The 21,497-nt window shown below is 54.2% G+C and carries 16 protein-coding genes and 2 pseudogenes; 11 read left to right on the top strand and 7 right to left on the bottom strand.

What is annotated here, in order from left to right; translation table 11 throughout:
* Nucleotides 1–8 precede the first annotated feature (8 nt).
* Nucleotides 9–1,163 (bottom strand): hypothetical protein, encoded by a 1,155-nt coding sequence (locus VGK23_05105; GenBank protein ID HEY3419912.1) that lies wholly within the window; start codon nt 1,161–1,163, stop codon nt 9–11.
* 164 nt (nt 1,164–1,327) lie between these two features.
* Between VGK23_05105 and VGK23_05100 the strand changes: the two genes are divergently transcribed.
* Nucleotides 1,328–1,681, top strand: a complete 354-nt coding sequence (locus VGK23_05100; protein ID HEY3419911.1) for a roadblock/LC7 domain-containing protein — start codon at nt 1,328–1,330, stop codon at nt 1,679–1,681.
* 2 nt (nt 1,682–1,683) lie between these two features.
* Here the strand turns inward: VGK23_05100 and VGK23_05095 are convergent, their stop codons facing one another.
* Both VGK23_05095 and metG read right to left on the bottom strand, forming a co-directional pair.
* Nucleotides 1,684–2,343, bottom strand: coding sequence for a PHP domain-containing protein (locus VGK23_05095; GenBank protein ID HEY3419910.1), 660 nt, complete (start codon nt 2,341–2,343; stop codon nt 1,684–1,686).
* A complete protein-coding gene (gene metG, locus VGK23_05090; protein HEY3419909.1) occupies nt 2,340–4,559 on the bottom strand; it encodes a methionine--tRNA ligase in 2,220 nt (739 codons plus the stop codon). The genes VGK23_05095 and metG overlap by 4 nt, the downstream gene beginning before the upstream one ends.
* 202 nt (nt 4,560–4,761) lie before the next feature.
* On the opposite strand from metG, the gene VGK23_05085 reads away from it, so the two are divergent.
* Complete coding sequence (locus VGK23_05085) at nt 4,762–6,549, top strand: ribosome biogenesis/translation initiation ATPase RLI (protein HEY3419908.1); 1,788 nt, start codon at nt 4,762–4,764, stop codon at nt 6,547–6,549.
* 30 nt (nt 6,550–6,579) lie between these two features.
* Here VGK23_05085 and VGK23_05080 read toward each other — a convergent pair whose 3' ends face one another.
* Nucleotides 6,580–7,215, bottom strand: coding sequence for a DedA family protein (locus VGK23_05080; GenBank protein HEY3419907.1), 636 nt, complete (start codon nt 7,213–7,215; stop codon nt 6,580–6,582).
* 120 nt (nt 7,216–7,335) lie between these two features.
* On the opposite strand from VGK23_05080, the gene VGK23_05075 reads away from it, so the two are divergent.
* From VGK23_05075 to cbpB, 3 genes are all read left to right on the top strand, one after another.
* Nucleotides 7,336–8,514 (top strand): FprA family A-type flavoprotein, encoded by a 1,179-nt coding sequence (locus tag VGK23_05075; GenBank protein HEY3419906.1) that lies wholly within the window; start codon nt 7,336–7,338, stop codon nt 8,512–8,514.
* Nucleotides 8,515–8,660: 146 nt separating this feature from the next.
* On the top strand, nt 8,661–9,584 hold the full coding sequence (locus VGK23_05070) for a PHP domain-containing protein (GenBank protein ID HEY3419905.1): 924 nt from the start codon (nt 8,661–8,663) through the stop codon (nt 9,582–9,584).
* Nucleotides 9,585–9,940: 356 nt separating this feature from the next.
* Entirely contained in the window at nt 9,941–11,356 is a 1,416-nt protein-coding gene (gene cbpB / locus VGK23_05065) for a peptide-modifying radical SAM enzyme CbpB (GenBank protein HEY3419904.1), read from the top strand.
* A gap of 74 nt (nt 11,357–11,430) precedes the next feature.
* Here the strand turns inward: cbpB and VGK23_05060 are convergent, their stop codons facing one another.
* On the bottom strand, nt 11,431–12,837 hold the full coding sequence (locus VGK23_05060; protein ID HEY3419903.1) for a dihydrolipoyl dehydrogenase: 1,407 nt from the start codon (nt 12,835–12,837) through the stop codon (nt 11,431–11,433).
* 639 nt (nt 12,838–13,476) lie between these two features.
* Between VGK23_05060 and VGK23_05055 the strand changes: the two genes are divergently transcribed.
* The 6 genes and pseudogenes from VGK23_05055 (at nt 13,477) to VGK23_05030 (ending at nt 18,983) form a co-directional block, all read left to right on the top strand.
* A complete protein-coding gene (locus tag VGK23_05055; GenBank protein HEY3419902.1) occupies nt 13,477–14,814 on the top strand; it encodes an ammonium transporter in 1,338 nt (445 codons plus the stop codon).
* Between the two features lie 13 nt (nt 14,815–14,827).
* Nucleotides 14,828–15,163 (top strand): P-II family nitrogen regulator, encoded by a 336-nt coding sequence (locus VGK23_05050; GenBank protein ID HEY3419901.1) that lies wholly within the window; start codon nt 14,828–14,830, stop codon nt 15,161–15,163.
* A 116-nt stretch (nt 15,164–15,279) separates the two neighbouring features.
* Nucleotides 15,280–16,032 (top strand): cobalamin-dependent protein, encoded by a 753-nt coding sequence (locus tag VGK23_05045; GenBank protein HEY3419900.1) that lies wholly within the window; start codon nt 15,280–15,282, stop codon nt 16,030–16,032.
* A 72-nt stretch (nt 16,033–16,104) separates the two neighbouring features.
* Complete coding sequence (locus VGK23_05040) at nt 16,105–16,731, top strand: DUF1638 domain-containing protein (protein ID HEY3419899.1); 627 nt, start codon at nt 16,105–16,107, stop codon at nt 16,729–16,731.
* Nucleotides 16,732–16,948: 217 nt separating this feature from the next.
* A complete protein-coding gene (locus VGK23_05035) occupies nt 16,949–17,599 on the top strand; it encodes a corrinoid protein (protein ID HEY3419898.1) in 651 nt (216 codons plus the stop codon).
* A gap of 1 nt (nt 17,600) precedes the next feature.
* Nucleotides 17,601–18,983: pseudogene (locus VGK23_05030) on the top strand (monomethylamine:corrinoid methyltransferase).
* 214 nt (nt 18,984–19,197) lie between these two features.
* On the opposite strand, the pseudogene VGK23_05025 reads toward VGK23_05030, so the two are convergent.
* Both VGK23_05025 and VGK23_05020 read right to left on the bottom strand, forming a co-directional pair.
* A pseudogene (locus VGK23_05025) lies at nt 19,198–20,577 on the bottom strand (monomethylamine:corrinoid methyltransferase).
* A 4-nt stretch (nt 20,578–20,581) separates the two neighbouring features.
* Complete coding sequence (locus VGK23_05020; protein HEY3419897.1) at nt 20,582–21,223, bottom strand: corrinoid protein; 642 nt, start codon at nt 21,221–21,223, stop codon at nt 20,582–20,584.
* Between the last annotated feature and the right edge of the window lie 274 nt (nt 21,224–21,497).

The raw sequence follows: 21,497 nt of genomic DNA, 5'->3' as shown, positions 1-21,497 counted from the left end.
ATGCCTGGCTACTTGGCCAGGAGCATGACCACCTCGGGCCATGTCACCAGCAGTATGCTCGGGTCCCGCTCGATACCGCGGTAATACCTTTGATATGTGTCCTCGGCGGCCACCGGTATGAGATCGGAAACAAGCTTCAGGGACACCAGCCCTATCACATACACCGTGAAAAGGGCGGAAGCGTCCTGCCTTGCGATCCTGGCCTTAGCGTTGTTCTCGTAATAGCTGGAGAATTCGTTCATCAGGAAGCCGTGGAGCACCTTCAGGGAGATGGACCGCGAGTCGGTCAGGTTCGATGCCATGGTCATCTGAATTATCTCGCTCATCTTCTCGAACGCCCATACGTCCATTCCGTTCAGGTCTGATATCTGCTTTTCCGGCCGTACCGTGACGTTTGCCTTCACGACCTCTCCGATGGCTATCAGTTCGTCTCTGATCTCCAGCTCCCGCATGCGATCATCGATCAGACCTGTGGTGTAATCGAACCGCCGGTTGCGGCTTACGGTAAGGGCCGCCCTTAGAGACTCCTCCATCCTTTCCGTGGGCACTCCCCTCCTGTTCAGTTCCGGTATCGTCCTGAGCATCTCCGCAAGGTAGTTCTTGAGGGTCTCCACATTGCGATATCGGAGCTTGACAAGATCAAGACAATGCGATATGTCCGCTATCGCCCTGACCGTTTCCCCTTCCATGAATGAGGACTTGGTGGTGATCGCCAGTCGCTCGATGTCATCGACCGGGACTTCTTTCTTCCGGGCGAATCCGATCAGCATCAGGGTCTGTTCGTACAACGAAGCATAGGGGACTGCCTGGGGACCCCAGATATCCTGTATGACCAGCTTCACGCCTCGGCGCACATCCCGGTTCATGTTCGAGACGTTGTCGATGATGGCTTCCCTGCCGGCCCTGGTCTGGACGATCTGCCCCATCAGGCTCCTGACCGATTCCCTGACCTTTTCATTTTCCTGATCATAAAAACGCAGAAGAACCGTCACCATCTGCCTAGGTTCCGTTTCGGCAACCTTAAGCACCCTCGCCTCGGCCCTCCTTCTCTCTCCAGGGAAGAAGGATGATAACGAATCTAAAAGTCCCGGCTCCATTCTTGCCGCTTCCGATCTCAGGTCCTCGGGACCGGTGAACAAGCTTTTGAAGGAGATGGGGGCCATCGCTCGTGTAAATCCCTATCGGATTATATCGGTTTCCTCAATCTTTCCGGTGTGTGATAATAGGCCTCGGAATGATATCTGGCCATTGCTGATTTCATTTCTCAGTTTCAGGTCAAAAGTTATATAATTACTGCTGGGCATACGATGCCAGATGGGTTGGCCATATGGCAGAAATCGCTCAATTCGATTTAGCAGTTGAACGTCTTTTGAAGACAGAACATGTCATAACGGTCTTCGTCACATCAAGGGCAGGCGTTTTCACCTATGGCGAGACACCCAAGATGACCGATCGGGGCGTGTACACCGCCATCACCTCGATGATGCTGGGTGCGGCTGAACAGATGGCTAACGAGATGGATGAGATCCTAGACTCGGTCTTGCTCAACATGAGCGAAAGGAAGCTCATTGTCGTTGGAGCCGGACCGAAACATCTGGTCGGGATCCTTACGGACACAAAGGCCGACCAGGACATGATCGCCAACGCCGCGAGGACGGTCCTGAGCGAAGTGATGGTGTAGCGCTAGATCCTCTTCATGCCGCGGCCTATCCATTCGCTGATTGCCTTTTTGCCATACCTGATCGTCGCAGGGCCATCCCGGTCGGTCCCCTCGGTCTTGGCCTTGCCTGAAAGCAGCGCTTTCATGACCGAATCGACATCGGTGCAGTCGTCGGGGAAGACCGTGTAGGACTTGCCCACCGTCTCCGGCTCATGCGAGTCGCTGCCGCCGGTGCGGGGCCTCATCAACTCCATCGCCAGTTCCACCGCCTTCCGGTTCCCCCTTCTTGTCGAACGGCCATTCTGGCATTCGACGGCATCGAATTTCTGACCGATCACGTTCGACTCCCCAAGTCCTGACCATACCCGATACGGATGGGCGGCCACCGCCACTCCTCCCTGAGCATGGATCCGGTCGATGGTCTCCGCAACGGAAAGGTCGCGGGGGATCGCCTCGTTGACATTGAAGGCCAGGATATGACCTTCGGCCGATGAGATCTCTATTCCGGGAATGACCAGAAGGCCGCTCTTCATCGCCAGGGCCTCCTTCCCTCCGCGGGTCGAGTTGTGGTCCAGCACCACCGCCCCATCCATTCCCACCCGCTTGCATGCGTCTATGATGTCCTGTACCGAATTGCGGGAATCACCGGAATAAACGGTGTGCACATGCATATCGATCCTCATCTGACCTGTGCCCCATTCCCGATCTCGCCGTCGACGGTGATGATGACGCCCTTGGAGGTGGCAAGGGCCAAAGCTTCTTTACCCTCGGGTGAGGGCAACAGTACCGCCGCCTGCGCCGGTGGGGTGGCTTTCTCCGGAAGCTTGACCGGCACTTTCGTGCCAATGTCGACGCTGCCATTCTCGAGCTTACCTACCCGGATGGTGAACTTCTTGAACTCGTCGAAGGAGATCGACTTTTCAGATTGCCCCATTCCCGAATCGACCGCTTCTCCCGGTTCGGCATCTCCTGACGGCGTCAGCACCAGGACCTTGCCGTCCTTTTCGGCTGCCAGCATCATGCCCTGGGATTCGACGCCACGAAGCTTTGCAGGCTCCAGGTTGGAGATGTACACGATCTTCTTGCCGGTAAGCTGCTCTTTTGTGTAGTAGGCCTTGAGCCCTGCCACCAGCTGGACCGGCTTTCCAGCGTCGAGCTGAACGACGTACAGCTTCTCGGCGTTGGGATGGTCCGTCACGCTGACCACCTTTGCCACTTTGAGGTTGAGCTTGGTCATGGCAGCGAACGGATTCTCCACCGGTTTCTCCAGCACCACCTTGGAGAAGAGCGGCTTCGGTTCCACGAGCTTCGTTCCCGGCTGCAGGACGACATCGATCAGGGTCCATGAGCCTTGTCCTAGGGGAGCGTCGTTACCGAGCATCTTCCAGACCTTCTGTGAGCTGCTCGGGAGATAAGGCCATGATAGCACCGCCAGTGCCTTGACTATCTCCATGTTCAGGTTCAGCATCGAACCGCACTTGGCCTTGTCGCTCTTCAGCAGTGCCCAGGGCGCAACCGAGTCGAAGAAGCGGTTGCCGAACTGTGCCAGGTCCATGATCGACTTGAGCGCCCTCTTGAACTGACAGGTGGAGAGATAAAGGTCGACCTCGGTCTTGGCCAGGATGATGGCGTCATAGACCTCCTGCCTCTCCTTCTCGGTGTCCTTGAGCCTCATCTCCGGGATCTCGCCGAAGTTCTTCTGGGTGAAGGAGAGGACCCGGTGCACATAGTTGCCGTAGGTGGCCACCAGTTCGTTGTTCACCTTGGTCTCGAACTCCTCCCAGTTGAAGTCGGCATCGCGCTGCTCCGGCATGTTCGCCCCGAGGAAGTAACGCACCACATCGGCGTCGAACTGCTTCAGTATGTCCTGGACATCGATGCCGATGCCGCGGCTCTTGGAGAACTTCTCCCCTTGGAAGTTGAGGAATTCGTTGGCCGGCACATCGTAAGGCAGGTTCAGTCCGCCATAGCCCATCAGCATCGCCGGCCAGATGATGGTATGGAACGGGATATTGTCCTTGCCGATGAAATAGTACGATTTGACCTTGGGATCCTCCCAGAATTCCCTCCAGTAATCCGGTCTGCCGATGATCTTGGAATATTCCTTGGAAGCGGAAAGGTAGCCGATGACGGCCTCGAACCAGACATAGATGACCTTATCGTTCATCCCAGGCACCGGCACGGAGATCCCCCAGGACATGTCTCTGGTTATGGCGCGGTCCTTCAGTCCCGCTTCAAGCCAGTTCTGAGTGAAGAGCTTGACGTTCGGGCGCCAGTATTCCTTGTCCTTGACCCAGTTGATAAGTGGCTGCTGGAACGCAGAGAGCCTGAGGAAATAATGGTCCGTCTCCCGCAGTTCGGGGGTCGTCCCGCAGACCGTGCAGCGCGGGCTGCCCAGCTCTCCCGCCTCATAGGTGGCGCCGCATTTTTCGCATTGGTCTCCCCGGGCCCGTTCATCGCCGCATTTCTTGCAGCGGCCTTCGACGTACCTGTCCGGAAGGAACTTGCCGCACTTGGGGCAATAATACTGCATGGTCCCGTGGCGGTAAAGATAACCGTGCTCCATCAGCTTGTTGAAAACGTCATGCGTGACGTCGGCGTGGTTTTGCGTCGTGGTCTTGGTGAACAGTGAGAAATTGATGCCGAGGTCCTCGATGGCCTTCTTGTTCATGCGGTGGTATCGTTCGGCCACCTCCTCGGGGGTGGTCTTTTCCCTTTCCGCCCTTACGGTTATGGGGGTGCCGTGCATGTCCGATCCGGACACCATGAGTACCTCGTCCCCTTTCAACGCGTGATATTTTGCGAACACGTCGGGAGGCAGGAGAGACCCTGCCACATGTCCGAGATGAAGCGGGCTGTTGGCGTAGGGCCAAGCAACGCATACCAATACTTTTACCATAATATCGAGGTCAGAATGTCCGAACACCGATTTAAGCGTTCAGTGGCCAGACGGACCGAGTTCGGTTCATGACGGTTCCATGGTCCAGATGGATGCCGATTCCTGTTGAAATGTTGGTCTGGATGAACGACTGCGTATCCCTTCCCGAAGACGACCGATATGATGGACAGCTTTTTATCGGGGTTCCATATTGCTGAGTACCATGCGGATAGCTGCCGTCCTGAAGGACCGGTGCCAGACCAAAAAGTGCAACACCGAGTGCATCAAATACTGCCCCAAGGTCAGGACCGGGGTCCAGGCCATCTGGCTCAACGAGTCTTCCAAGGCCGAGATATCGGAAGAGCTGTGCGCCGGCTGCGGCATCTGCGTCCACAAGTGCCCCTTCACGGCCATAAAGATCATCGGCCTGCCGGACGAACTGAAGGAGGACATGGTGCACCAGTATGGAGAGAACGCCTTCCGGCTTTATCGGCTTCCCACACCAAAGACAGGCCAGGTGACCGGTATCCTAGGCCCGAACGGGATAGGCAAGTCCACATCGTTCAAGCTGCTTTCTGGCGAGATCGTTCCCAATCTCGGTCGTTTCGACGATCCCCCTTCCAAGGAAGAGGTGCTGGCCCACTTTGCCGGGACCGAATTGCACGATTACCTGGTCAAGGTCTATACCAAAGGGTTCAAGACCTCAATGAAACCACAGTACGTGGACAGACTGCCCACGGTGGTCAAGGGACCGGTCAGGGACCTTCTTTCCAAGGTCCAAGAACGGATGAAGCTCGATGAGGCTGTCAAGCTGCTGGAACTGGAGGAGGCGATAACGCGCAACATGACCGACCTCTCCGGCGGCGAGCTGCAGCGGGTGGCGATCGCGGCCACCATCATGAAGGACTCGGACATCTACTTCTTCGACGAACCCTCATCGTACCTCGATATTTACCAGAGGATCAAGGTGGCCAAGATCATCGAGAAGCTGGCCGAGGAAAAGATGGTCATCGTCATCGAGCACGACCTGGCCATCCTGGATTTCCTGGCCGACAACGTCTACCTGGTGTTCGGTTCCGAAGGGGCCTATGGTATCTTCGCCCAACCGCGCCAGGTCCGGTCTGCCATCAACGTCTATCTGGACGGCTACGCAAAGGAGGAGAACATCCGGTTCAGGGACACGCCGATCCGGTTCGAATCCCATCCTCCGCGAGAATCGTTCCAATCGGTCAATCTTCTGGAGTACCCGGAGCTGGAGATGAAATACCCGGCATTCACCTTGAAGGTCGACGCGGGGGCCATCAAGGTCGGAGAGACGGTAGGCATCGTCGGTCCGAACGGCATCGGCAAGACCACCTTCGTCAAGATGCTGGCAGGAGTACAGCAACCGACCTCGGGGAAGGTCGAGCAGGAGGTCAAGGTCAGCTACAAGCCACAGTATATCACACCCGATTTCGACGGCACCGTAGCCGAGCTGTTCAACACCTACGTCAAGGACTTCTTCGAGTCCGGTTTCTTCCAGACCGAGATCCAGCATCCGCTGACACTGAAGCCGCTCCTTGAGAAGAACGTCAAGAACCTGTCCGGCGGTGAGCTGCAGAGGACATCCATCGCCCTATGCCTGGCGAGGGAAGCGGACATCTACCTGCTGGATGAGCCGTCAGCCTACCTCGATTCCAACCAGAGGATGGAGGCGGCCAAGACGATCCGCCGCGTCATGGAGAAGAAAGGCCGTTCGGCCATGGTCGTCGACCACGACATATACTTCCTGGACATGGTCTCCGATTCGATGATGGTGTTTGATGGCGTTCCCGGACTGAGCGGCCACGGCAAAGGTCCGTTCGACATGCGGGGAGGCATGAACATGTTCCTCAAGCACGTGGACGTCACGTTCCGCCGCGACAATGACACGAACCGCCCGAGGATCAACAAGCCCGGATCAAGGCTGGACCGCGAGCAGAAATCCGCCGGGGAATACTACTATTTCAAAGAACTGCAGAAGAAGGATTGAGCCAGGCCATTCTTTTTACGGCCTGTGCGTTCAGTCGACCTTGCAATACTCTTCTCGGGTCTTCTGCCTCTTTCTCCGGCGCAGGTACCACCATCCCAGCAATGCCACGAAGGCCACGAGGATAAGGATGTCCGCCTGCCGGAACCATACTTCCAACGTGTTCCAGTTGGTGCCTAGGGCAAATCCGACGTAAGCTAGTGCCATACACCAGATGGCCGACCCGATTATCGTCAGGACGACGAATTTCTTGAAGTCCATCCTGGCCATACCCGCTGGAAGGGAGATGAAGGTGCGGACGATGGGCATGACACGGGTCAGGAAGATCATGGGGGTACCGTATTTCTTGAACCAGCGTTCGGTAGAATCCAGGTGTCCCTCGTTCAGGAAGATGTACTTGCCGTACTTGCATATGAACGGTCTGCCGCCCTTCATTCCGGCCCAATAGGCCAGTATGGAACCGGCCGTGCAACCCAAGGTGCCGGCCAATCCGACCAGGATCCAATCCATCTTTCCATCGAAGGCTAACCATCCTCCGAAGGGCAGGACGATCTCACTGGGTATAGGAAGGCACATGCTTTCCAGCGCCATGAGCACAAAGATGCCGCCGTATCCGCCGATCTCGATGAGCTGCTTGATCAGCTCGATGGCCCATTCGATTATTCCCATCGGACAGGCAATCAAGATTACGCCTATAAACATATCCGGTCAACTTCAGACATGAAGAAATCGGGGCGAGGACAGCAAACGATAGATATGCCCTCGTGCAATATTTCGCCGAGTGAACAAATGGAAGCAGTAAAGATAGCTGAGGACATCTATTGGGTTGGGGCGATCGATTGGAACTCAAGAAATTTCCACGGGTATGACACGCCCCGGGGCACCTCCTACAATTCGTTCCTGATATTGGACGAGCATCCCACCCTTATCGATGCGGTCAAGGCCCCGTTCTTCTCCCAGCTTGCCCAGAGGATTCGGTCGGTAATCGATCCGCGCAAGATCGAATACATCATCTCCAACCACTCCGAACCCGACCACGCATCCGGCCTTAGGATGGCCCAGACCCTTACCGGCGGGGCGAAGTTGTTCTGCTCCAAGATGGGAAAGGAGGACCTGAGGATGAACTTCGGGGAAATGGATGTGACCGTTGTGGAGGACGGTTCGGAACTGAAGCTCGGCAAGCACACTCTCAAGTTCGTCTATACCCAGATGGTGCATTGGCCGGACTCGATGATGACATATGTCCCGGAAAAGGGGATACTGTTCTCCATGGATGCTTTTGGCCAGCACTTTGCCTCTTCCAAGCGCTTCGATGACGAGGTCGATGAAGGCGTCCTTTTCGAAGAGGCAGAGATATACTATGCCAACATAGTCATGCCATATGGGCCTCAGGTCATCAAGGCCCTAGATCGCCTGAAGGGATTGGACCTGAAGCTCCTGGCCACCGCCCATGGGATCCTCTGGCGCAAGAACATAACCAAGATAGTAGACAAATACGTGGCCTATGCGACATACCACACCGAACCGTGGGCGGTGGTCGTGTACGACACCATGTGGGGCTCCACCCAGATCATGGCGGAGACGATAGCTGAAGCCATTGCTAAGGAAGGCGTCCCGGTAAAGGTAATGAGGATATCCGACACACCGCGCAGTACCATCATGAGAGAGGTGATGATGTCCCGGGCCGTAGTACTTGGCTCGCCCACCCTGAACAACGGCATGTTCCCGTCCGTGGCTGACATAGGGACGTATATTAAGGGCCTCAAGCCCAAAGGCCACTATGCGGCCATCTTCAACTCCTACGGTTGGGGGGCGGGCACGGCCAAGCAGATGAGGGACCTGCTCAACGGGAGCGGGATGGAACTTCCGTTCGAGGACCTGCAGGTCCAGTTCGTGCCGGACGAAGCTGCTAGGAACAGGTGCCGGGATTTCGGGAAACAGATAGCCCAGAAGATATTGAACGGCTGAGTCGATAGGCTAGGGGTTCTGGTGGCTCAAAGACATCATAGCAGCATAGCTTCCGCCCTTAACCATTTTCTAAAGTTCGTAACATGGCTCAGGGATCGATGTCTTTCCCGAATGCTTTAAAACGCAGAACCACCTTGAACCAGGCGATGCTCAGCAAGGCGGATGTCCACGTCCACACCAAGTACTCAGGCTTGGCGCATTACAAGTTCCTGAAGTTCCCGGAGTCAGCATCAAACCCGGAGGACGTGGTGAAGATCGCCAAACAGGTCGGGCTGTCCGTTCTCTGCATTACCGATCACAATAGCATCGCAGGCGCATTGAAAGCGGCAGAGTACGCCAAGAACGACCCGGAGATCGAGGTCGTCATCGGCGAAGAGGTCAGCACCCGGGACGGGGAGATCATCGGGCTCTTCCTGACCGAGGAGATACCCATGGACCTATCTGCCGAAGAGACCATAATAAGGATCAGGAAACAGGGAGGAGTGGTGCTCGCGCCCCATCCCTATTCCGGGCATGTCTCGGCCATCGGAAACCTGATCGAAACGTTAGATATCGACGGCATCGAGGTCATAAACGGCGGACATATCGATGGCATCGCGAACAACAAGGCATTGGAGCGGTCCAAATGCGGCAGATGGGCCTGCGTTGCTGGCAGCGACGCACATGCCCTTGGTCAGCTGGGATGCTGCTGTACCATGTTCGAAGGTAAGACCGCAGCGGACCTCAGAGCATCCATCCTCAACAAGACCACACAACCCTATGGGTCGAGCACCACCCTGGACCGGGGTGTCAAGTGGAGCATAGGGGTCGTCATTTACGCCGACAAGCTGGTTCTCAAGTCGTTCTTCGGGATGCTCAGAGAGGATGATCCCGATGACCCCATCATCAAGATCGTCAAGAACATGGCATTCTCGAAGAAGATCATGACCCTATTCGGTTCACTCCTATATCTTACCCCGCCGATCCCGTACCTGGTAGGCATCACCTCGGAGAAGATCTTGAAGAAGTGGAACCATACGGTGGATGCGAAGAACTCCGAGGCCACCAGAAAGCACAGTGCAACAAAGTAAGCATTTTGCCGCTCCCATCATTTTCTGTGTCTGGCCATAAATGATATTTCAATAAATGGTTTTTTCCAGATCCTATGGGAAAATCGATCTGCGTCATTTGTTGCATGATGGAGACAAATTGTGGTAGATTTGTTCCATCCAATCTATCCAAAGATAGCATCATATACTAACCTCGACTTCGATATTTTTGGAGTTGGATGTATAATCCAACACCAGCAAGGAGTTGAAAGAAATGTCGGCAATAATGTGCAGACTGGACTGCAAAGTGGATGGCAACGGACTGAGCCACTACATCATCTACGATGCGGCAGAAGGGGAGTTCCCCTTCTAAACCTTTTTTTTACCAGGTGCTTACGATGAACTCAACCACGACCACTGAATCGGAAAACGCGTCGATAATGCCATTGAGACTGAACTCCGGCGAGGGACCTAAACTATCCCTGATGGACGTAGGTAACTCCTGGGTTCTGATCGAACCCGAAAGCATGTTCTGGGCAATGGTCCCGAAGAGGGCGGACATGGGTAAGGTCATGGAGGAGGAGGTCCTGCCTAACTACCGGCTCCATTCCGCGGCGATGTCCCAGGAAATGGAAAAGTTCCGGTCTGAGGAAAGGTTCAGCGCGGTCTACTTCAATCCGACAGGGACATGCAATGCGAACTGCCAGTACTGTTACCTTCCGGACGATCTAAGGGCCAAGCCCAGCCATATGTCATATCCCCAGATCCACATGGCCCTTACCAATCTGCATGATTTCTTCGAGAATTATCCCGGATCGGTCTCCCGGAATGCGGACGGTAAAAAGCCAGTGATCGTCTTCCATGGTAGCGAGCCGATGCTGGTCAAGGATAACATCATGAAAGCGGTGGAGGAGTTCTCGGATCGTTTCTCCTTCGGTGTACAGACCAACGGATACCATCTTGATGACAAGACCTCCGACTTCTTCATGGACCACCGGGTATCGGTGGGCGTATCGCTAGACTCTCCGTTCAACGAGGTCAACGACCGGATACGGCCTTTGCGCGGTGGCGGTGGCACCTATGACTCAGCAGTGCACGCCATCGAACACCTTAACGGATACCGGGCGATGAGCGTCATCTGCACCATCAGCTCGATGAACGTCAATACGCTGCCCCAGATGATCGATTTCCTGGTGGACAAGAAGGTACCGAGCGTCCTGATGAACCCGGTGAGGGGAACGCAGGAAGTGGCCCGGAAGCTGCGGCCGGCCAACGAATACCTGATCCCAAACTTCATCGGCGCCATCGACCGTGCGGTGTACCACACCAAGAATGGGCATCGGATCACCATCGCCGATTTCTCCAACCTCATCCTGGGAATAGTGGCCCCGATGGGCCGTCGGCTGATGTGTGACATCACCCCATGCGGCGGGGCGCGCTGCTTCGTCTCGGTGAGTTCGAACGGCACCATATACCCCTGTTCCGAGTTCCTCGGCCTGGAGAAGTTCCAGACACACAGCGTCTTCGAGATCAACGGGGTGGAAAAGGCGGTGAAATCGGAGAGGCTCAGGATGGTCAGGGAGCGCAGGGCGGAGAACATACCGGTCTGTCAGTCGTGTGCATTGCGCAACGTTTGCGGCGCACCCTGCCCGGGAGAGGTGTTCGCCGAGAAGGGCACCATCATGGCCAAATCCCCCTACTGCGAGTTCTATGAGGCCGTCATCCGTTACGGGTTCAAGCTGATCGCCGATGGAGAACTGAAGAACCTGATCAAGGAGCGCGATTTCCAGTATAAATATAACACACTGGGATGAAGCTGAACAAACTGATTCCGAAGGCGGGAGCGCCCTTCCCCGGGCACCCTACTCTCTCGCCCTAGGGCCTTTTTCTAGTCATCATTATGCTCATGGACATGCACATGATCGGGATCATGCAGGTTCCCGAAGGCATTGACCATCACTTCGCTGAGGGCTGGATGGATCGTCTGACTCCTGGCCAATGGCATGTAGGTGCGGTCGCCAGCGTTCATCAGGTAGACCATGGCCTGCACCAATATCGAGGCGTTCGTGCCGACGGCGGAAACACCGATGATCTGGAAGGATGTCATGTCCACCACCACCTTGGCGAAGGAATCCTTTTCACCCATTGCATATCCCTTCGCGCAGTCGTAGTATTCGCTCAGCCCGACCAGCACCTTGATGCCTTTGGCCTTGGCCTCTGCTAGGGTCATTCCTGCCGAGGCCACCTCGGGATAGCCGAAGACCGCATGGGGTACGGCGTGCTCGTCCAATTTGATCTTGTTCTTGGCAAAGGCGTTGACCCATACTAGCTGGGCATGATAGTTGGCGGTATGACGGAACATCGTCCTTCCGATTATGTCTCCCATCGCAAAGATGCCAGGGACGTTTGTCTCAAGGAAGTCGTTGACAATGATGTATCTGCCCACATCGGTCTTGATGCCCGTGGCTTCCGGGTCAATCATGTCCGCGTTGCTCTGAACGCCGGTCGTAAGAAGGATCTCGTCCGCTTCCAGCTCCTCCACGATGCCGGTCGTTCGGTCCTTTATCACGACGATCTTGCCCTTCACCCCCTTCCTGACCGATATCACCTCCTGGTTGACCTTCAGGTTCAGATATTCCATCATCTTGGCCAGCACCAGGTCGCTGACCTCCTCCTCTTCGCGGGGAAGGATGCGGGGATTGCGTCCCACGATAGAGACATTGGTGCCGAATGCCGAAAAGAAATGTCCGAACTCACATGCCTTGTAGCCACCCCCCAGAATGATCAGGGAGCGGGGAAGGGCCTGCATATCGAATATGCTCTCGGAGGTCTCGAAACCCGTTTCCCTGAGCCCGGGAATGTTGGGAATGAACGTCCTGACTCCAATGGCCAGGACGATCTTCGGTGCCTTGATCTGTTCCTGTCCGACCTGCAAAGTGTATGGTCCGATGAAGCGTGCAGTGGTATGGTAGAAATCCAGACCGGAATCAGCCGCCACTCCTTCCTCCATTCCATGCCGGTCCCTCAGTACCAGCTCCCACATGCGTTTGCGGACCAGTTCATAGTCGAGCGATTCGATCTTGGCGTTTACTCCGATCTCCTTTGCATGCTCGATATGCCGGACCATTTCGGCTGGATATGTGAGGATCTTGCTCGGTATGCAGCCTCGGTTGAGGCACGTCCCCCCCATGACCCAGTTCTCCACCAGGGCTACCTTCAGACCGGCGTTCCTCGCCTTCGAGACGACGTTCATCCCGGCTCCGGACCCGATCACGATAAGCTCATATTCCTTCATCAAACCGGCCTTCTATTGTATCTGTTAGCATTAATTGATTTCCTCCTCGACAAATGAGCACCCACCATCGTTCTGGGTTATTCTATCCGATGCCAGTTCATTGAAGACAAAGACCGATGGAAAAGATGGCCGATCCAGCCATCAGGAATCGCCTGACAACATTCCATTGATGGTCCGATTCTGTAAGGATGAGGTAAAAGTTGCCTGGAACGGAATAGGATTGTTCACAATTGAGATACCGAAAAGGAATCACACAACTTCCTTTCTTTTTGTCCAAACCCGTTGCATTTTCTGATGCAGAACGCATGGATTCCGTTAAGAATCAAAAACCAAACGGTCGAAGATTATGTAGAATAATGAGAACATTCAATTGCCTCCGACAGCCAGATATCTAATTTTCTTGGTATTTTTCATAATTTCTTCTAATAACCGACTGATTCTTATTGTACACTTGTCTAGTTTTTAATAGCCTACTATTCATTTGATGCGCACGAAAAGCTTTTATTAGCCTTTTGTCTATCGATGTTTCAATGTGTGAGACAATCACCGGATTCTCTTCCGATAACCCCTTAAAGGAGTACTTGGAATGTGAATTCGTTGTTTCGCACGTTCCGACCTGGAGTCGGCTGAGGTGACAAGATGAAAAAGTCCAACGCAATAAAAATCGGATTGTTATTGGCCCTGGTGGTCATGGTACTGCCGGCCTTGTCCACGTCTGCAGTGGCAACGGACGGGCTGGCTACCGATATCAACAGCGGCGATACTGCATGGTTGTTAGTCGCGACTGCACTGGTGTTTATCATGACACCCGCTGTAGGCTTCTTCTACGGCGGTATGCTGAGGAAGGAAAGTTTCCTTTCCATTCTCGGTCAGACAATAATCATCACCGGAATGGTTACTCTGATCTGGGTCCTGTTCGGTTACTCGCTCGCATTCGGCGGGTTCAAGTCAGACCTGATAGGTAACTTTGACTTCGTCGGATTGCATGGCGTTGGGCAGTTACCTAACACGGATTATGCTGTCTCGATTCCAGCGATATTGTTCTCGATGTATCAGCTGATGTTCGCCATCATCACCGTTGCTCTGATCATCGGCGGTGTCGCGGAGCGGATGAAGCTGAAAGCCATGGTCGTGTTCCTAGGCATATGGACTGTCCTTGTCTACATACCGGTGGCCCACTGGGTATGGGGCGGCGGCTGGCTCTCGAAGATGGGGGCGTTGGACTTCGCAGGCGGTACAGTTGTGCACATCACCGCAGGTGTCTCGGTATTGGCGGCAGCCATCGTCCTTGGCAAGAGACTCTCAGCCCAGGCAGGCAATGGCGAACACCCGCACAACATCCCGATGGTGGTCCTAGGTGGCGGCCTTCTGTGGATGGGCTGGTTCGGGTTCAATGGCGGCAGCGCTTTGGCTTCCAACGGTATCGCGTCTCAGGCATTCGCCAATACCCACATCGCAGCAGCATTGGCTGCCATAACATGGGGTATTGTATCCTGGTTGCACCAGGGCAGACCGGGCGTACTTGGTCTGATATCTGGTGGCATAGCAGGCCTGGTCGCCATCACACCGGCATCCGGTTACGTTGACACAACTGGCGCCATTGTCATCGGTATCGGCGCGGGTGTGATCTGCTATGGTGGCATTCTGGCGAGAAAGCGCCTTGGATTCGACGATTCGCTTGATGTATGGGGCGTTCACGGTATCGGCGGTACCTTCGGTGCCATCGCTACTGGCCTGTTCGCTTCCCACTCAGTGAACGGATTGGTATCCGAATCTACGCAGGGCCTGTTCATTGGCGGGAGCTTCACCCTGCTGGGCTATCAGCTGATCGCTGTGGCAACGGTATGGGCGTTCGCGTTCGGTGTGACATTCATCGTACTGAAGGTGCTGGGCAAGATAACCCCGCTGAGGATGACAAAGGACGAGGAACGTATCGGTGCTGATATCATCCAGCACGGGGAGAGCGCTTACAGCTGAGAGGTGACCTGAAATGTCGAAGAAGATCGAAGCAATAATCAGGAGCGAGAAGCTCAATCCCGTAAAAACCGCACTGGAACAGATCGGTGTCCTCGGAATCACCGTTTACGAGGTGCATGGCCGGGGAGAGCAGAAAGGCCTGGAGTTCACCCACAGGGCGGGCAAGTACCGGGTCGACCTGCTTCCAAAGACGAAGATCGAGATCGTCGTGGACGATGCCGACTGCCAGAAGGTGGTCGATGCGCTGGTCGCCTCAGCCAGGACCGGAGATATCGGCGACGGAAAGATCTTCATAAGCGCGGTCGAGAAGGTGATCAGGATCCGCACAGGCGAGGTGACCTCGAAGTAACTCTGACCCCCTAATCAAACCCTTTCCCTTTTTCAATTCATATCTCTCCAATCAGCTGGCAGATGGTATGTGCCATTCTGTAAGGGTCGGAAGCACGTGATGAGGTGGATTCCGTGATGATCAAGAAAGAAGTACTCGAAAATCTTAAACGATCGGTCGAATGCTGGGATGTGGAGTTGGCCAGGAGCTCAGCACGAGAAGCGTTGGACCTTGGCATCTCTCCTTCGGAAGCGATCGAGGCGGGGCTTAGCAAAGGCATGACCAGCATAAGCCAGAGGTTTGACGAAGCGGTCATCTTCCTGCCTCAGTTACTGGCGGCATCGAACGCCATGGAAGAGGCGATGAAGATATTGGATCCGGTAATGGGTGCCAATAGTGTCGCTGGGAAGGGAACGGTCGTCCTAGGCACCGTCCTAGGGGACGTACATGAGATCGGAAAGAACGTCATCGGCGCCATGCTTCGTGGCGCTGGCTATCGGGTCATCGACCTGGGAAGGGACGTAGCGATCAAGCGGTTCGTTGATGAGTGTAAGAAATCGGACGCTGACATGGTAGGAGCCTCTGCGCTGATGACGACGACCCTATGGGGACAGAGGGCGATCGCTGAGGGCATCAGGGATGAGGGTCTGCGAACCAGCACCATTTTCGGAGGCGCTCCCTGCAACCACAGATGGGTGGACAGTTTTGGCGGAGATGTATATTGTCCAAATGGAGCTGAGGTTGTGGAGATGGTCGAGAGGCTGATGGTCAAGGTGAGGTTCGAGAAAGCAATCCAGACCGAGAGCGATCCGGACGGAAAGCACCATAAAAGAGTGAAGGATTGGAACGCCAATGAGATGAACGGAATGACGTGCGGGATCGACAGCTGATCTTCCATTCTTCCAGATATTACCATATATCCATATCACCAATTCAGGATAGTAATTTGTATTATCATCGGGGTGAAATTCCTGAGAATTGCGGTGATCGCCTGCGACATATTCCAGAAGGAGCTTGATTTGCTGATCGGGAACGATCCGAACATAGTCCACAAGGAATACCTGGAGTTCGCTCTGCACGATCATCCTGATGACCTCAAGGCCAGGATAGTGGAGAAGGTCAATGCGTTGGTGGGCAAGGCGGACGCTGTCTTCCTAGGGTATGCGGTGTGCCAATCCCTGAAGGGCATCGTCAACGAGCTTCCTATTCCGACGGTCATGCTGGATGCAGATGATTGCATAGGTGTCTTCCTTACTCCTGCCGAATATGCCAACGAAAAGGAAAAATGCCCTGGAACCTGGTTCAACAGCCCGCGTTGGGCTGAGCTGGGCTTAGAAGGTGCCAACAGAGAGCTCCATCTCGATTGTCTGAAGGATCAGGGCTATGAACCGATTTACTTCCTGAGGATGATGTTCGAGGGGTATGAACGATGCCTATTCCTGGATACTGGTGTGCCGGAGAGGGATAAATGGGAATCGCTTTCCAAGGAATTCGCTGACCAATTGGAACTGCGGCACGAGTGCCGCTCCTGCGACCTGCGGATGCTTGAGAATGGTTTGGATATGGCAAGAACCAAGGCTCGAAATTGAAGTTGCATATAAACTTGGCTAGTTTGAGACATTTCAAATTCCCTGACTCCATTTTCGGATGCTCGTATCCTCAAGAGGGAGCCACCTAAAAAGCCCAAAGGTTATCTTCTTTTTATACCAAAATCGCGATTCATAATAACATCCCGAGGAATGAACATCATTTGAAATTGAATCGCCTGGGGAAAATAATAGCCCGATATGGCTGAGGATCGCTGAGATGAGTAGGAAAGAGGAGATACTGAATCGGCTGAAGATAGCCGTCGAGACCTGGAACATAGATTTGGCCAGGTTCGCTGCCAAGCAGGCGATAGAGCAGGGTATCGATCCTACCGAGGCGGTCGTCAACGGGCTTGGAGAGGGAATGGTGAGCATCAGCGCGAGGTTCGATGAGGCTAAGATCTTCCTGCCTCAGGTATTGGCTGCATCCAAAGCGATGGAAGCGGCCTTGGAGGAGTTCGCCCCGCTGATGAAAGGTTCACCGGTCCAGACCAATGGAACAATCGTAATCGGCACGGTACAGGGCGACGTTCATGAGATCGGCAGACATGTCGTATGTGCATTCCTCCGTGGGGCCAGGTACAATGTCATCGACCTCGGTCGTGATGTGCCGTCGGAAAATTACATAGAAGCGGCAATCAAATTTAAGGCAGATGTTGTAGGGGCTTCTGCGTTAATGACCACGACAATGTTGGGTCAGGCTCAAATAGTGGAACAAATTAAGGAGGCTGGCTTGAACGTTAAAACGATTTTTGGGGGAGCTCCGGTCACCCAGCGATGGGTTGACAGCATTGGGGGTGACGCCTACTGCCCAAGCGGCGGAGAGGTCGTAGCCACTGTTGAGAGTTTACTGAGAAAGGCAAAGGATTGAAATGAGCGTCGTGGACAAGGCATTGACGGTCTATGAGACGTATCTCAGGTCCGAGAAAGGCATCAAAATGCCGGAGAGCCATTGGGACAACAAAGTTGTCCCCGAAACAGCCACAATGCTGAAGGAAAAATATCAGATAAAGTTCGGCTCTGAGATCATCCCTACGGATAAGCAATTAATAAAGAACCTTTACTTGGCGGGGCTTGAGATGCTGGTTACCACGGGCATCTTCAACGCAGACACTGGCAGGGTGGTCAAGGTCACTGAGAGCGAGGTCAAAGAGGGCATCAAGAAGGCCCCGAAAAGACTGGTATTCGGTGAGTACCGGGATGCGGCGCACATGGAGCCTCGGAAGGGTAACTCATCCTTAAAACCAGTGATCCAGGGGGGTCCGACTGGAGCCACCGTTTCGGAAGATGTCTTTCTCCCGATGATCCAGAGCTATGCTCAAGAACCGGTTATCGACACCATCGTCAACGGGGTCATGGCAACCATCGACGGCATGCCTGCAACTACCAACACCCCGTTCGAGATCAAGGCCACCTTGGCAGAGATCCGGGCGATCCGCGAGGCATGCAATCGTGCTGGCCGACCCTACATGGGCATATAGGGACCTGAGACGCCCCTCTCCGCTGCGGGGCGTCTCGCCAGCGACCTCAAGGACTGCCTAAGACCGGGGGACAGCCATGAGGTCTCTCAGCTGAATGAGATGAAGATCGACAATTCTGCCCTCATCATGATCGCGGGATGGCTGCACAATGGAGATACCATCATGGTGGAGCAGATGCCGATCTTCGGTGGTTACATCGGAGGCATGGAAGAGACGGCCATATGTGATGTGGCCACCACCTTGACGTCCTTCACCCTTCTGAATGCGTCATACCATCTGGACGGCCCCATCCATATCCGCTGGGGAATAACCACGGCCAAGGAGACGCTTATGATCGCAGCCAACGTCGCCGCCGCCATTGATATGAACACCGACCTTCTGATAGCTAACCAATATTACCCGATTGCTGGGCCATGCACTGAGATGTGCCTTCTGGAAACGGCGGCTCAGGCAATGGTAGATACCGCTAGCGGGAGGGAGCTCGTATCCGGCTGCGCTGCTGCTAAGGGAGTGGCGGAGGATTATACCACCGGCATGGAAGCCCGAATGATGGGTGAGGCGGCTATCGCCACCGCCGGCATGAAGATCGACGATGTTAACAAGATCCTTGACAACCTGGTCCGCGGATACCAGAAGTCCTTCCCTCGTGCCCCTCAGGGAAAACGGTTCCAGGAATGCTACAATGTAAAGAAAGTGCTCCCCAACAAAGAGTACTTGGAGATATACGAGAAGACCTGCATCGCACTGAGAAATCTTGGTCTCGATATACAATGACCGAAACGGTTTCATTGTTGTTCTACGAAATCCCCTTGCTTTTTACTCCAGACGATTATATTTTCGTCTTGATTTGTTTTAACAAATCAATAAATGGTTGGGGAGGTCCCTGGCCCCTTGCCAGGGACCTCCGAGGTGCAGGAAAAAAATTGAGCTACATAAAGGGTTTGTTGGAGTAGTTTTCTATCTGGGGGATAGACATATCTATTGTAGCTCATTTCATATTCAGACCGAAGTTCCTCAAGGTCGCCTTGGCGTCATCATACACCTTAAGATACTCGTCGGTCGGTTTGACGGTCTTGACGTCGTAGCACTCCTGGAAGCGCTTGCCTGTCGGAGCCTTGTTGTAGTTCTTCTCGTAGCTGCTGATCAGGTTCTCCAGTATCTCATTGACCTTGGAGATCTTCATGCCTGCCGTCGCCATTGCCGCCTCTCCCATGACTCTCGCTTCCATACCGGTGGTCTTGTCGATCACGACGCCCTTGGCAGCCGCGGAACCCGAAAGTAGCTCACGGCCAGACGCTGTGTCGGTAATCGCCTGTGCGGCGGTCTCGAGCAGACACATCTCTGTGCATGGTCCTGCGACCGGATAGTACTGGTTGGCCAGTAGGAGGTCGGTGTTGGCATCGATGGCCGCCGCCGCATGGGCCGCGATCTGCAAGGTTTCCCTTGAAGTGGTGATGCCCCAGCGGATGTGGATTGGTCCATCCAGATGGAAGTTCCCGCTGAACAGCGAGAATGATGCCAGCGTCGTAGCGACATCGCATATGGCTGTCTCTTCGATGCCGCCGCAATATCCTCCGAAGATCGGCATCTGTTCGACCATAATGGTGTCACCGTTTGCCGTCCATCCTGCGATCATGTTCAATCCGGCCATGTCTATCTTGAGCTCGTTGAGCTGCGATACCTCGTGAGCGTCACAGTTCCTCTGACCGCCGAGTAGATCACCAGCGAGACGTCCCGCTGCGGACAGCGGGGTCTCCGGGCCCTATATGCCCATGTGCGGGCGGCCAGCGCGGATACGCGCCTCTCTGACTGCCCTTAGCTCGGCCATGGTGGCACGAATCTCCCAGGGGGTGTTAGTGGTGGCTGGGTGTCCCTCGATGGTAGCCATGACGCCGTTCACCAGGTGATCGACGGTTGCCTCCTGGGCATAGCTCTGCATGATCTGGATGAATACTTCTTCGGACACTGGTGCACCTGTCGGTCCACCCTGAATAACCGGCTTTCTCGCCTCGTTGCCGTGGCGCGGGACGAAGTCGACGGCATCCTTGTGCTCTCCAAGAACCAACTTCTTTGGTGTCTTCTTGATGCCTTCCCAAACCTCGTCCTCAGTGAAGGTTATGACCCTTCCCAGATCGGAGTTGTAGAACCCACTGGTGACCAGCATATCCAGACCTGCCTGGAATAGCCTGTTCATTAGGCCTTTGTCCTCTGGAATGATCTCCTTGCCGAACTTGATTTGGTACTTTTCCTTCATTAACGCGGCGTTGGTCGGGATGACCTTGTAGTCCCAGTCAGCCTCTGGACATTTCTTTCCGGCCTTAGAGCGCTCATAGGTTTCGAAGATGTCGATTGGTCTCTGCGCGGACATTTGATTACCTCCCCATCATTTGGTTGACTAGGGCTACTGCTTCTGCTCCGGAAGGACAGTACATGTCTCCGCCGATGCTCTCGACCCACTCAGGGTTGCATGGTGCGCCTCCGAAGATTGTCTTGACGACCACGTTTTCCTCTTTCAGCATGACAACGATGTCCTTCTGGACCGTTACGGTGGTAGTCATCAAGGCAGAAGCCCCTACAAGGTTGGCCTTCATATCACGGGCCGTTGCAACGAACTTCTCCGGAGAGACGTCCCTCCCTAGGTCGATGACGTTATACCCGCCACCGCGGAGCATCGCACCGACGACATTCTTGCCGATTTCATGAATGTCACCCTGGACCGTGCCGATCACGATCGTTCCCTTGGATAGGGTCGTACCCTTTGCCATGGCGGGCTCGAGAACCTTCAACGCGGATTCCATTGCGGTGGATGCAGCTAGAACCTGCGGCAGGTAAATCTTAGCCTCATCGAAGAGCTGACTGATTGTTAGCATGCCCATGCCAAGCCCCTTTTCGACGGCGTCTGCCGGATCGATTCCGGCATCGAGAGCCTGTTGAGCCGATTGCTTAGCCAGTTCGATGTTCCACGTTTCGATTGACTTCTTCAGGTTAGCCAATATCTCCTTTTTGTTGTCCACTTTTCACTCCTCCACATAGAATGGGTTTTTAGTTGCAAAACTATCATCTTCATTTTAGTATTAATAACTATAAGCTATTAAAAGATAGTTTTAAATATAGATGTTACAGGTCATAACATATAAAAAGATATGTTTATATACTAAATAAAATGAACAAACTTTGACAATAGTAAATATTAAATACCATAAATCTTGATTCAATTTTCAGGCGTCGGCGAATATTCTGATATACGTCGACGAAACTCGTACAGGAGGAGGAAAATGAGCGGAAAAG

It is taken from the genome of Methanomassiliicoccales archaeon, assembly GCA_036504055.1.
Classification (GTDB): domain Archaea; phylum Thermoplasmatota; class Thermoplasmata; order Methanomassiliicoccales; family UBA472; genus DASXVU01.
The sequence above is the reverse complement of the archived record's forward strand: the minus strand, read 5'-3'. Positions and strand labels throughout refer to the sequence as shown.